14 protein-coding genes are annotated in these 12,759 nt (G+C 58.2%); 8 read left to right on the top strand and 6 right to left on the bottom strand.

What is annotated here, in order from left to right; all coding sequences use genetic code 11:
• Positions 1 to 20 precede the first annotated feature (20 nt).
• Both rpmF and AC2FH2_RS03265 read right to left on the bottom strand, forming a co-directional pair.
• Complete coding sequence (gene rpmF / locus AC2FH2_RS03270; protein WP_037316137.1) at positions 21 to 227, bottom strand: 50S ribosomal protein L32; 207 nt, start codon at positions 225 to 227, stop codon at positions 21 to 23.
• 206 nt (positions 228 to 433) lie between these two features.
• Entirely contained in the window at positions 434 to 970 is a 537-nt protein-coding gene (locus tag AC2FH2_RS03265; RefSeq protein WP_281994501.1) for a YceD family protein, read from the bottom strand.
• Between the two features lie 85 nt (positions 971 to 1,055).
• Between AC2FH2_RS03265 and AC2FH2_RS03260 the strand changes: the two genes are divergently transcribed.
• From AC2FH2_RS03260 to AC2FH2_RS03250, 3 genes are all read left to right on the top strand, one after another.
• Complete coding sequence (locus AC2FH2_RS03260) at positions 1,056 to 1,532, top strand: outer membrane protein assembly factor BamE (protein ID WP_496822844.1); 477 nt, start codon at positions 1,056 to 1,058, stop codon at positions 1,530 to 1,532.
• Positions 1,533 to 1,630: 98 nt separating this feature from the next.
• Positions 1,631 to 2,365 carry a GNAT family N-acetyltransferase gene (locus tag AC2FH2_RS03255; protein ID WP_281994502.1) on the top strand — a complete coding sequence of 245 codons (735 nt, stop codon included), beginning with the start codon at positions 1,631 to 1,633 and terminating at the stop codon, positions 2,363 to 2,365.
• A gap of 41 nt (positions 2,366 to 2,406) precedes the next feature.
• Positions 2,407 to 4,215, top strand: a complete 1,809-nt coding sequence (locus tag AC2FH2_RS03250) for an ABC-F family ATP-binding cassette domain-containing protein (protein ID WP_496822842.1) — start codon at positions 2,407 to 2,409, stop codon at positions 4,213 to 4,215.
• 81 nt (positions 4,216 to 4,296) lie between these two features.
• Here AC2FH2_RS03250 and AC2FH2_RS03245 read toward each other — a convergent pair whose 3' ends face one another.
• Entirely contained in the window at positions 4,297 to 5,052 is a 756-nt protein-coding gene (locus AC2FH2_RS03245) for a 3-hydroxyacyl-CoA dehydrogenase (protein WP_496822841.1), read from the bottom strand.
• 198 nt (positions 5,053 to 5,250) lie between these two features.
• On the opposite strand from AC2FH2_RS03245, the gene AC2FH2_RS03240 reads away from it, so the two are divergent.
• Positions 5,251 to 6,006 (top strand): hypothetical protein, encoded by a 756-nt coding sequence (locus tag AC2FH2_RS03240; RefSeq protein WP_496822840.1) that lies wholly within the window; start codon positions 5,251 to 5,253, stop codon positions 6,004 to 6,006.
• Positions 6,007 to 6,087: 81 nt separating this feature from the next.
• On the opposite strand, the gene tyrS is transcribed toward AC2FH2_RS03240, so the two are convergent.
• Entirely contained in the window at positions 6,088 to 7,335 is a 1,248-nt protein-coding gene (gene tyrS / locus AC2FH2_RS03235; RefSeq protein ID WP_142633369.1) for a tyrosine--tRNA ligase, read from the bottom strand.
• 183 nt (positions 7,336 to 7,518) lie between these two features.
• Between tyrS and AC2FH2_RS03230 the strand changes: the two genes are divergently transcribed.
• Complete coding sequence (locus AC2FH2_RS03230; RefSeq protein WP_496822838.1) at positions 7,519 to 8,643, top strand: anhydro-N-acetylmuramic acid kinase; 1,125 nt, start codon at positions 7,519 to 7,521, stop codon at positions 8,641 to 8,643.
• Here the strand turns inward: AC2FH2_RS03230 and AC2FH2_RS03225 are convergent.
• Both AC2FH2_RS03225 and AC2FH2_RS03220 read right to left on the bottom strand, forming a co-directional pair.
• Positions 8,609 to 9,499: a fatty acid desaturase gene (locus tag AC2FH2_RS03225; RefSeq protein WP_496822836.1), complete on the bottom strand. Its 891-nt coding sequence runs from the start codon at positions 9,497 to 9,499 to the stop codon at positions 8,609 to 8,611. The two genes, AC2FH2_RS03230 and AC2FH2_RS03225, sit on opposite strands and share 35 nt — an antisense overlap.
• Before the next feature lie 3 nt (positions 9,500 to 9,502).
• The gene (locus AC2FH2_RS03220) at positions 9,503 to 9,922 is read right to left on the bottom strand and encodes a cupin domain-containing protein (protein WP_496822834.1); all 420 of its coding nucleotides are present in this window, start codon (positions 9,920 to 9,922) and stop codon (positions 9,503 to 9,505) included.
• Between the two features lie 85 nt (positions 9,923 to 10,007).
• Here AC2FH2_RS03220 and AC2FH2_RS03215 point away from each other — a divergent pair, with 85 nt between their 5' ends.
• The 3 genes from AC2FH2_RS03215 (at position 10,008) to AC2FH2_RS03205 (ending at position 12,745) form a co-directional block, all read left to right on the top strand.
• Entirely contained in the window at positions 10,008 to 11,426 is a 1,419-nt protein-coding gene (locus tag AC2FH2_RS03215; RefSeq protein ID WP_496822832.1) for a protein adenylyltransferase SelO, read from the top strand.
• A 127-nt stretch (positions 11,427 to 11,553) separates the two neighbouring features.
• A complete protein-coding gene (locus AC2FH2_RS03210) occupies positions 11,554 to 12,258 on the top strand; it encodes an endonuclease/exonuclease/phosphatase family protein (RefSeq protein ID WP_496823044.1) in 705 nt (234 codons plus the stop codon).
• A 73-nt stretch (positions 12,259 to 12,331) separates the two neighbouring features.
• Positions 12,332 to 12,745, top strand: coding sequence for a Fur family transcriptional regulator (locus AC2FH2_RS03205; RefSeq protein ID WP_142633379.1), 414 nt, complete (start codon positions 12,332 to 12,334; stop codon positions 12,743 to 12,745).
• Positions 12,746 to 12,759: the final 14 nt, after the last annotated feature.

Raw genomic sequence — 12,759 nt, 5'->3', positions numbered from 1 at the left:
TTGGCCTGCGCTTTTAGGGCTTAGGCCGCGTCTTCGTCCAGGTCGATTTCGTCGGCCTGAGCGACGACTTCGCGGTCATCATAGTGGCCGCAGGACGCGCAGACGTGGTGCGGGCGCTTCAGCTCACCACAGTTGGCGCATTCGTTCGGGTTTGCAGCAACCAGAGCGTCGTGCGCGCGGCGGTTGTTGCGACGCGACTTGGAAACTTTGTTCTGTTGGACAGCCATGGTCTCAACCTTTGTCTACTAAGGGCCGGCAGATTCGCTGCGGGCCAGGTTTCATTCTTCGTTTTTCTCGTGGTTTGACGCGCGTTTAGGGGACGGGCCCCGCGATGTCCAACCCAAATTCCGATGAGCGCGCGAAAATACTGCGATTCTCAGCATGTTCAAGCGATTTTTCTGAGCGCCTGCTATGACAGGATTTCAGGCCCGTGTCACTCGTCTTTTTTCAGTGCATCGCGCAGCCCGGCCAAGCCCGCAAAGGGTTTGACATCTTCATCCGTTATTGCCTGTTTGCCGGGTTCGGTAAAGCCCGCCTGTTCCAATTCGGCACCTTCTTTCCGGGGATACTGGGGGAGGGCAAGCGCCAGCGCTTCGGACATGACCTCGGTCAGAACGATTTCGGTCCCTAGCGGCTCAGATTCGTCACCCTCCGGGATTTCGAACTCTTCCTCGTCAGGGTTTGTCCAATCTGACAGAAACATCCGGGTCACCGGAATGTCGATCCGCGTGGTAACCGGTGTCAGCGTCACGACACAGGGTTGAATCACGGTTGCCCCCAGTTTTCCTGAAAGCGCCCAATCACGCTTTCCATGCGCACGCACCTCGCCGACAAAACTCAGCTTACGCAGCCCAAGCAGGCTCAACTCGTTCTTTAAGACATCCAACTCCTGTGCGTCAGGGCGAATTTCAAAGGGCGTCGGTGCGTTCTGAGGCAGGTCGGCGACCCGTAAAGATGTCTGGTTGCTCATACGTGGCCCTTTCGTGTGTTGAACCGGGGTGGCGGTTTGATGTAATCGGATAGGGGCCGCACGGTCCCAAGGCAAGAGGGTGTGAATGTTGAAAGTTATGAGCAGGTTGAAACCAGCGTCCAGAACGCTCGTATTTGCGGCCTGTCTGACCGCTGCTGGTGCGTGTGCTCCGGTCTTCAAGAAACACGGATATGTCCCCACAGCCGAGGACCTGGCCGAAATTCAAGTGGGTGTCGATACACGTGAAAGCGTACTCGAATCCGTTGGCGCGCCCAGTACTTCAGGCGTTGTTCGCGATTCCGGCTTTTATTATGTGACATCACGCGTTCGTCATTATGGTCCGAAACGACCGAAAATCGTCTCGCGCGAGCTTGTGGCGATCAGCTTCGATGACCGGGGTGTTGTGCGCAATATTGAACGCTTTGGCCTTGAGGATGGAGCCGTCGTGACGTTGGATCGTCGTATTACCGAATCCTCAGTTCAGAACCGTGGGTTCCTGCGGCAGCTGCTCGGCAATATCGGCAACTTCAACCCGGCAAACATTCCTGGCGCGACCAACTAATTCATAGTCACGTCTTGTCAACTTCACAGGGCGGTCACAAATCCTGTGTTATTGACCCTGCAAGACGAAACAGGTCAGCAACCCAGGAGGATGCGACCATGGCACTATTGCTCGGCAAGGGCCGGTACCGTGCGCGTCAGGCGCAAACACCGCAGGATGTTGCGGCGGCACAGTGTCTTCGAACATTGGCTTTCGGGACTGATCAGCCTGATCAGGATGAGTTCGACAGCCGTTGTACGCATATTCTGGTCGAGGATATGCGTGCCAACGGTAAACTCGTGTGCTGCTTTCGCATGTTGATGATGGAGCGCGGGGCCGAGATTGGCCAAAGCTATTCCGCCCAGTTCTATGACCTCTCGGCACTTGAAGGGTTTAAGGGGCGTATGGTCGAGATGGGGCGCTTTTGCGTGCATCCTGGTCGAAACGATCCAGACATTCTGCGTGTTGCCTGGGGGGCGATGACTGCATTTGTCGATCAGAATAATGTTGAGATGCTGTTTGGCTGCTCATCGTTTGCGGGTACAGAAACGGCGGAATATCTTGATGCTTTTGCGATGTTGAAACATCGCCATCTGGCCCCGAAACGCTGGTTGCCACGGGTCAAGGCCCCAGATGTTTTCCGGTTCGCTGCGAGATTGCGTCGGCGCCCGGATGCCAAAAAAGCCATGATGCGCATGCCCCCTTTGCTGCGTACTTACCTGATGATGGGCGGCTGGGTCAGTGACCACGCAGTCGTTGACCGTCACATGAACACTTTGCATGTCTTTACCGGCCTCGAAATCTGCGCCATTCCGCCCGCACGTAAACGTTTGCTGCGGGCCGTTGCCGGGTAATCGCCGTTGACGGCTCGACGCTGCGGGGGTAGCTGGCGGGCATGGCAAGAATTCCTTTATTGCAGATGTCCGGCATTTCCCTGACTTTCGGGGGCGATCCGGTTTTTTCAAACCTTGATCTGGTGGTTCAACCAGGCGACCGCGTCGCTCTGGTTGGGCGGAACGGATCCGGCAAGTCAACCTTGATGAAAGTGATGGCCGGTTTGGTAGAACCGGACAAGGGCGAGATTGTAATTCCCCCGGGTAAGTCAGTCGGTTACATGGAGCAAGACCCCGGAATGGAAGGGTTTGCTACGCTCGGCGACTATGCCTCCAGCGGGTTAGAGCCGGGTGAGCTTTACAAAGTCGAACGCGCAGGCGAAGGGCTGAAATTCGACCCAGCGCGCGCTGTTGAGACGGCCTCGGGCGGTGAACGCCGCCGTGCCGCGCTGGCCAAGCTGATGGGCGAAGCCCCTGATTTGATGCTGCTGGACGAGCCGACCAACCATCTTGACATCGAAGCCATCGCCTGGCTCGAGCGTGAGCTGGGATCGACACGGACGGCCTATGTGCTGATCTCACACGACCGTGCCTTTCTGCGCGCCTTGACCCGCGCGACGCTATGGATCGATCGTGGGGCGGTCCGACGGCAGGAGCAGGGGTTTACGGCATTCGAGGCTTGGCGCGACAAGATCTGGGAGGAAGAGGACCAGCAACGTCATAAGCTGAACCGTCTGATCAAGTCCGAGGCGCGATGGGCCGTCGAGGGCATCAGCGCCCGTCGCAAGCGCAACCAGGGTCGGGTCCGCGCCTTGCAGGACCTTCGATCTGAAAAAGCCGCACAGATAAAACGTCAGGGTTCGGCCGCGATGACCCTTGAGGCTGGACCGAAATCAGGGCGAAAAGTGTTTGAGGCCAAAGGCCTATCCAAGTCTTTTGGTGATCATCAGATCGTGCGCAACTTTGACCTGTTGGTACAGCGGGGCGACCGCGTGGCCTTTGTTGGCCCAAACGGCGTCGGCAAGACAACATTGCTGAAAATGCTGTTGGGACAAGAGAACCCGGATGAGGGTTCGGTCACGCTGGGCACCAATCTTGAGATTGCGGTTTTCGACCAGACCCGCGCGCAGCTGGACCCCGAAATGAGCCTTTGGGACAGCCTGACTGGTGACCCCGAGATGCGTGTTTCCGGCAAGGCGGATCAGGTGATGGTCGGCGGCCAACCCAAGCATGTGGTCGGCTACCTTAAGGAGTTTCTGTTTGACGAGGGGCAGGCCAGAGCAGCCGTTAAGTCACTGTCCGGTGGGGAAAAAGCCCGTCTGCTGCTGGCAAAGCTGATGGCCAAACAGTCGAACCTGCTGGTATTGGACGAACCGACCAACGATCTGGATGTGGAAACACTGGATCTGTTGCAGGAACTGCTGGACGATTATGACGGTACCGTTTTGCTGGTCAGCCACGACCGCGATTTCTTGGACCGTGTGGCCGCAACGACCATCGCGATGGAGGGTAACGGCCGTGCAACCGTCTATGCCGGGGGGTGGTCGGACTACCTCGCTCAGCGCGGCGAGGTGTCTGATAAGAAAGAAGTAAAAACAAAAACTTCCAAGCCAAAGGTAAAGCAAGAAGCGCAGCCGAAACTGGGGCTATCATTTTCAGAGAAACACCGTCTTGAGAAATTGCCTGCCGAGATTGAGCGGCTTGAGGCGGAAATCGGAAAGCTTGAAGAGCTGATGTCCGATCCTGAGCTTTTCAGCCGTGAACCTGTTAAGTTTCAGAAAGCGACCGAGGCTTTGGTCGAGCGGCAAGAAAAGCTGGCCGCAGCCGAGGAAGAGTGGCTGATCCTCGAGGAAAAGGCCGAGGGCGCCTAGATCAGCTTTCGCGCTGTGGCCGGCTATCCGACCACAGTTCATTTGAGTGAGCCGTTTTCATCGGTAGGTGATCAGCCACGCTCAGCGCATTCGCAGCGCGCCGTCGATACGGATGACCTCGCCGTTCAGATAACCCATTTCGACGATGAACCCGGCCAGTCGCCCGTATTCGCGGGGGTCGCCAAGGCGCACAGGGTTGGGAACGTCAGAGGCCAGTTGTTGCTGCACCTCTTCGGGCAGACCGGCCAGCATCGGAGTCATAAAGATTCCGGGTGCGATGGTCATCACGCGGATTCCGGACGAGGCCAGATCCCGTGCCATGGGCAGGGTCATACCTACCACACCGCCTTTCGAAGCGGCATAGGCAGCCTGACCCTTTTGCCCATCAAAGGCGGCAATTGAAGCCGTGTTGATGATAACCCCACGCGCGCCATCCGGTTCTGGGTCGTTCTTTGCCATTTCCGCGGCTGCAAGGCGTGAAACGTTGAATGTACCCACTAGGTTGATGTCGATCGTGCGCTGAAATGCATCAAACGGATGCGGGCCATCCCTGCCTACGGTTTTCATGCCAACCGCGATCCCGGCGCAATTCACTGCCGCGTTGATCGCTCCCATCTTCTCGCGGGCATGGGCGATGGCCGCGGCCACGGATGTTTCATCGGTTACATCCGTCTGGGCGAAATGCCCGCCAATTTCTGTTGCGACCTGGCTGCCTCGGTCCGCATCCCGGTCCAGAATGGTTACCTGTGCATTGTTTTCTGCAAAAAAGCGGGCCGTTGCCTCACCCAGCCCCGAGGCGCCTCCGGTGACAATGGCTGCGGTGGTCGACAGGTGCATCTGGATCTCCTTCCAAAAGATATGAACATACGTTCATTTAATATCAGCCAAGGGACAGTGTCCATAGGGGGGGCGTCGGGCAGGCGGCCTTTCCTCAAGGCTTTCTCAGGTCAGCTTCAGGCGTTCTTAATGTTGAAATCTCAAATCGACACTGAACGCAATTGAGCGTCTGGGTGGCGCATTTGAGGAGGACAAACTATGCGAATTGGAACCAAATCAGGGCTTTCCGCTTTGGTTGCCGCTCCGTTTCTGGGGATTATGGCGGCTGGAAGTGCGGCCGCTGCACCAGAGGTCTGCAACTGGAAAACGGCGCGGGATGCTGCAAACAGCGGCGATTATGCGACCATGTGTGAGTGCACGCAGGTAACCCCCAGCTTTCTGGAGCGCTTGCAGAAACGAGCGGATTTCGAAACCACATTGCGAAACACATCCGCGCAATGCCCGGGGTTGGCCGCCTTGTTGACCGACTTTCCGACAGCATCAATCGTAAGCGCGGCAAATGCGGGCGAAGACCGCAGTTCGGACCCAAGCAGTCCGGTCACGCCGGTTGGCGGCGGTGGAACAGGGTCCGGCGGGTCGGGCGGTAACGGTCCCGGCAACGGCGGCGGCGATGATCCGGGTGGCGATAACCCGGGCGATGATCCGGGTAACGGTGGTGGGGATGATCCCGGTGACGACAACCCAGGTGATGATCCCGGCAATGGTGGTGGCGATGGCCCCGGCAAACCCGGAAATGGCAATGGTCCCAGCAAAGGGGGTAATGGTCCGGGTAAAGGCGGTAACGGCCCCGGAAATGGCAATGGAAACGCTGGGAACCCTGGCAATGGCGGGGGCAATAATGGCGGCTCTGGCCCCGGCACCGGAAACGGTGGAGGTAACAACGGCCACGGCGGAGGCCACGGCAATGGCGGCGGCGGCCATGGAAACGGCGGAGGCAAAGGGGGCAAGCGATAAGCCTACAAGTGACGGATTTGCTCATGCCGAAACAGAAACGGCCACCCAATTAGGTGGCCGTTTTTCTTTCAGAGGTCTTAGTTATCCCAACTGAACCAGCGCGTGCCTCTTCTTGCCCGCACTCAGTTTGATGGGCGAGGACAAGGCGCCTGCGTCGATCATCAGTCCCGCGTCTGTTAATGAAGCGTCGTCCAGTTTGGCGCCGTTTTCTGCAATCAGGCGCTTGGCCTCTTTGCCAGATTTCGCCAAGCCAGACTGTACGATCAGTTGCACGATGGATATCGGCAAGTCTGCTTCGCCGACCGTTAGGGTCGGCAGATCGTCCCCGACGCCACCTTTTTCGAACACTTCGCGAGCGGTGGCCTCGGCGTTTGCCGCAGCCTCGGCCCCGTGCAGCAAGGAGGTGACCTCGTTTGCCAGGCGGATCTTGGCCTCGTTGATCTCGGACCCCTGCAATGCGCCAAGGCGGTCACACTCATCCACAGGCAGTTCGGTGTACAGCTTCAGGAACCGGCCGACATCCGCGTCGGTGGTGTTGCGCCAAAACTGCCAGAACTCATAGGGTGAGCGCATCTCGGCATTCAGCCAGACCGCACCGTCTTGCGATTTGCCCATCTTCTTGCCATCGCTGGTGGTCAGCAGGGGTGAGGTCAGGCCATAAATCTCGTTATCCAACACGCGACGGGTCAGGTCGATACCGTTGACGATATTGCCCCACTGATCGCTACCGCCAAGCTGTAGGACACAGCCATAGCGACGGTTCAGTTCAAGGAAGTCATAGGCCTGCAGGATCATGTAATTGAATTCGAGGAAGGACAGCGATTGCTCGCGGTCCAGCCGGGATTTCACCGATTCAAAGGCCAACATCCGGTTGACCGAGAAATGCCGGCCGATGTCGCGCAGGAAGTCGAGGTAATTTAGGTCGTCCAGCCACTCTTCGTTGTTCAGCATCAGTGCTGCGTTTTCTGCGCCGCTATCATAGTCGATATAGGCGGCAAACACCTTTCTGATGCCTGCGATATTGGCGTTGATCTGGTCCGGGCCCAGCAGGGGGCGCTCATCTGACCGGAAGGACGGATCGCCCACCTTCGTGGTGCCGCCGCCCATCAGGGTGATCGGCTTATGACCTGTTTTCTGGAACCAGCGAAGCATCATGATCTGGATCAGGCTGCCCACATGTAGGGACTTTGCCGTTGCATCAAACCCGATATACGCCGACTGACACCCGCTGATCAGCGCCTCGTCAAGGCCCTGATAATCGGTGCAGTCAGCCAGAAAGCCGCGCTCGATCATCGTGGCGATGAAATCCGATTTGGGGTGGTAGGTCATATCGTGCCCTTTGGGTTAATGTTGCGGGGCAGTGTATAGGCGGTGGGGCTGACAAGGAAAAGGCACCTTGTCCAAGAAAAACACGCGGCTTATGTGATCTGGCTTGCCTTGGGTTTGCGTTAACGTGCAGGTTGTGGACAACGCGACGACAGAACGGGCGCGAACAGGCGAAAGAGGGCTGGCGTGGGTCGGGCAATTAGCAAATCAGGCGTATTGACTGCATTGGGTGCAATGTCGGGGACCTCGCTGGATGGCGTGGACGCGGCGGTGATCAAAACGGACGGTTACAGAATTCTTGGCTTTGGGCCCACCGGATACCGCGCCTATTCAGATGCGGAGCGGAAAACGCTTCGTGCTGCATTGGGACAGTGGCATGGCCCCGAGGTGGATGCCGCGGCGGAATTGGTTACGCTTGCCCATGCCGAAATACTGGCGGACTTCGACAAGATTGATCTGATCGGGCTTCATGGTCAGACCCTAGCGCATGAACCAAGCGGGCGCGGCACGTTGCAGGTGGGTGACGGCGATGGCCTGACGCAGGCCTTGGGTGTCCCCGTCGTTTGGGATTTCCGCAGCGATGATGTGGCGATGGGGGGCGAGGGCGCTCCGCTTGCGCCCTTTTTCCACTTTGCCTGTGCCAAGTGGATTGAGGCCAACCAACCGCTTTGTTTTCTGAACCTGGGTGGGGTCGGGAACCTGACCTATGTAGATCCCAGGTTTGATGGCCCTGAAATACCAGGTGCGCTGTTGGCTTTTGACACCGGTCCGGCCAACGCACCGGTTGATGATCTGATGCAGGAACGTCTGGGTCTGCCCATGGATCGCGACGGCGCGGTTGCGCGCGGCGGTAGGGTCGAGGCCGGAGCACTTGAACTGTTTCTGGCAGAGCCTTTCTTTAACAGGATGCCGCCGAAATCGCTGGACCGGAACGACTTTGCCGAGATGATCCGCCTGGTTCAGGAATTATCAGATGCTGATGCAGTTGCCACGCTTACCGGCATGTGCGCCGCCGGAGTTGCGCAAGGGATCGAGCATTGCCCGGAACCGCCGTCGCGTGTGTTGGTGACAGGAGGGGGACGGCATAACCCGGTCCTGATGGAGATGCTGCGCGTTTCGCTGGATTGTCCGGTGGAGCCGGTCGAAGCGGTTGGTCTGGATGGGGATATGCTGGAAGCACAAGCCTTTGCCTATCTTGCTGTCCGTGTCGCGCGCGGGCTGCCGACCTCTTGCCCCGGCACCACAGGGGTCAAGGCGCTAGTCGGGGGCGGGATGGTCAGCGTTCCATCGAGCGAACGTAGTCTGACGTAAATTCTGAATACCCCTCAGAAGTCGATTTCAGATGTGCTTTGGTCCAGTCATGCAGCGTTGGCAGCTGGTGAAACGGAACGTTTGGAAAGGCGTGGTGTTCTGCGTGATAGGGCATGTTCCAGGCCAGAAATCGGACCAATCGGTTGGTGAACGTAGTGCGCGAGTTTTCAAGCATATTCGCCACCGACGGGCAGAGGCCGTGTTCCGCAAGCAGGTACAGCCGAAGAACAGGCTGTGCCACCAAGACCGGCAACAGCCATAAGCTGACCACCAAAGGTGACACCAGCAGGCTTGCCGCGGCCAGCGCGTAAATGGCCAGCAGGACAAGGGCCTCAATCCGCATGGCCTTATGTAGGCGATACGGCAAATAGGGCGCCTCGATCCGGCCCATTGCGTTACTGATCAGAACGCTCATCATCCCAGACCAATAAGGCCAACCACTCAGATAGATCATCAGGCCGGGCCAGCTGTCGGGGCGCGGTTTGCCAACCAGCTCTGGATCTTTGTCCGGGTGGTTGGTCCATTTGTGATGCGCAAGGTGATAGTATCGAAACCAGGTAAAGGGCAGGGAGATTGGGATTGAGACAAGATGCCCAACCGCGTCATTCATCCAGCCGGTCCTAAACGGCGTTTTGTGGGTGCATTCATGGCTGAGGGTGAACAGAAACACCAGCAGCACGCCTTGCGGCAGGATCAGCAGCGGCCAGAGCGGGATTTGCACGGCGATGCCTGTGCTGGTTGCGCTCAGCACCAATAGATACAGCACCAAGTGCCTCAGACCCGCCGCGTCAGACCGCATCTGCAGCCGGTCTTTGGCCTCGGCCGGGAGTGATGCGATGAGGGCGCGGTGATCCATCGGTCAGCCTCGGGGGATGTCGAACCCTGGAGCGGCGAGCTCGAACCCGTCAAACTCAAACCCCGGGGACACGGTGCAAGAGACCAGCGTGTAGGCCCCGGTGCTGCGCGCGGCCTGCCAGTGATCCTTGGGCACGATCAGTTGTGGCGCGCCTTGCGACAGGTCCGGGGTCAGCAAGTGATCAGTCGCCGGACCAGCGCCGGTTGCGCTGACGGACAGCACCAAGGGCGCCCCCGCGTGGTAAAGCCAGATCTCGGTCGCATCGACGCGGTGCCAATGGCTGGCCTCGCCTTGGGCCAGCAGAAAATAGATACAGGTCCCGGTGGCGCGGCCGTGGTTATCAGCGCGCCAGGTTTCACGGAACCAGCCGCCTTCGGGGTGGCGTTGCAGATTCAGATGTTGAATGATCTCTTGTGCGGTCATGGGGCCTCGGTAGTTTCAGGGCGATTATGCACGGGATTGGACGATCCGCTATGGTATTCGTCCCGATCAGGAATATGTTTGGAACATGACTCTGATGATCCCCTTCGACAACAGTTACGCCCGTTTGCCAAACAGCTTTTATGCGCGGCAAGCGCCGGTGCCGGTTCGTGCGCCTCGCTTGATTGCTTTCAACTCCGATCTTGCGCAGATTCTGAGAATCACGCCCGGCGAGGTGCATGAAATGGCCGAGGCCTTTTCCGGCAACGCCCTGCCAGAGGGGGCAGAACCGATTGCACAGCTCTATTCAGGGCATCAGTTCGGAAATTATAACCCCCAGCTTGGGGACGGGCGCGCGGTTTTGCTGGGCGAGACAGTTGGGACGGATGGCGTTCGACGGGATATCCAGTTGAAGGGATCAGGCCCGACGCCGTTTTCCCGACAGGGTGACGGACGTGCATGGCTGGGTCCGGTGCTGCGCGAGTATGTGGTGTCCGAGGCGATGCACGCACTGGGCATCCCGACCACAAGGGCGCTGGCCGCCGTTGAGACTGGCGAGGCCATTTTTCGAGAAGGTCCAATGCCTGGTGCGATCCTGACCCGTGTCGCACAAAGCCACCTGCGCGTAGGTAGCTTTCAGATCTTCGCCGCGCGTGGACAGTTGGACAGTCTGCGTCGACTGACAGATTATGCCATCCAGCGACATTACCCGCAGGCCGACGGCCCGATGGGTCTTTTGCGCGCTGTTGTCGACGCACAATCGCAGTTGATTGCCGCATGGATGAGTGTGGGATTCATCCATGGGGTGATGAATACTGACAACTGCTCGATCTCAGGCGAAACCATTGATTACGGCCCTTGCGCCTTCATGGATAACTATCATCCCAATACCGTCTACAGCTCGATCGACCGCATGGGTCGCTATGCCTATTCCAACCAGCCCGAAATCGCCGTTTGGAATGCAGCGCAGCTGGCGACCGCGCTGATCCAGCAGTTCGAGGATAAAGAGGCCGCCGTTGCTGAGGCTACCGAGATCGTCCATGCGATGCCCGACCTGATACAGCAGCACTGGCTTACAAAGTTCCGGGCCAAGATCGGTCTTGTGACGCAGGAAGACGGCGATCTTGAGATGATCTCGGACTTGCTGAATTGCATGGCGCAGAACCAGGCGGATTTCACCAATACCTTCCGGGCGCTGGGCGGCGATCAGGCGCGGGATCAATTCACCGATCCGCAGGCCTTTGATCAATGGGCAGACGGTTGGCGGTCGCGGCTGTCTCGTGAAAAAAAACCTGCTGAGGTGATTAACAAGGCCAATCCGGCCTTTATCCCGCGCAACCACCGGGTCGAACAGATGATCCAGGCGGCGGTGCAGGGGGATTTTGACCCATTCCACCGGCTGAACAATGTGCTGTCCCGGCCCTATGAGGATCAACCCGGCGCTTTGGATCTGACACGGCCACCGGCACAGGATGAGGTTGTTCAGGCGACCTTCTGCGGTACATGAGTTCCTCACACCTGTTTTCGCAGTCAGCTACGTCGGTGTTTCGCCATGCGCTTGCTTTGGTGAAGCCGGCTTGCAATCAACGATGAGCAGCGCAATCCTGCGATCTCAAACGGACTTTCAGGAACCCATGTCTCAGACCGCAATCCTGCGCATCGCCAGCTATAATATTCAGAAATGTGTCGGACTGGATCTGCGTCGACAGCCCCAGAGGATTCTTCAGGTCATCGAAAGCCTGCAGGCAGATATTGTCGTCTTGCAAGAGGCCGACAAACGATTGCCTCCGCGCCCTGCGGCCCTGCCGCATTTCATGCTGGACGAAGCGGGATGGCAGATCGTTGATTTGGGTGGGGCTGGCAGCTTGGGGTGGCATGGGAATGCAGTGATCTGGCGGGGTGATGCGATCCGTGTCCGGCAGACCGGGCATCACGAATTACCGGGGCTGGAACCGCGTGGGGCTGTCAGGGTCGAGTTTGACACACCAATCGGTCCGCTTCGGGTGATGGGCATGCATCTGGGGCTCTTGCCCGCCTCACGCCGTCAGCAAATCACCCACCTCAGACGGTGCGATGCGAATCTAGAGGATTTGCCAACTGTCTGGGCGGGGGATTTCAATGAATGGTCCCGACAGCCGGTTCTGGATCACCTGGTCCCGGATATGCACTTTCTTCCACCTTTTCCCAGCTTTCCAGCGGCACAGCCGCTGAGCGCGCTGGATCGGATCGCGCTCGGCGCGGGGCTTGAGGCTGTTTTGCATGGCGTGCATTCGGTGCGACCCGCGCATATCGCCTCGGATCACTTGCCAATCTGGGCCGATCTACGCCTTGTAGCTTAGCCGGTAAATCCCCTGTAGCGCCGATCACGCATACGGTTTAATACAGAGAACCGAATATATGCCGAGGGTCCCTATGTCCGACACGATCATCGCCCGTTGCGAAGCCAAAGGCCTGCGTATGACAGGACAGCGCCGCACGATTGCACAGGTGCTGCAACAAAGCGATGATCATCCCGATGTCGAAGAGCTCTATTCGCGCGCCTCGCAGGTTGATTCTGGTATTTCCATCGCCACCGTCTATCGGACCGTCAAACTGTTCGAAGAGGCCGGGATTCTAGAGCGTCTGGAATTCGGTGATGGTCGCGCGCGGTACGAGGATGCCGAACGGGACCATCATGATCACTTGATCGACATGCAGTCAGGTGAAGTCATCGAATTTGTAGACCCTGAGATCGAAGCGCTACAGGAAAAGATTGCAGCTAAGCTGGGCTACAAGCTGAAAGGGCACCGGCTGGAACTGTATGGCGTTCCGCTAGACCACGACTGATCCATCACAAAAAA

This window comes from Ruegeria sp. YTSA105 (assembly GCF_059610225.1).
This window is presented reverse-complemented; position numbering and strand designations above follow the sequence as displayed.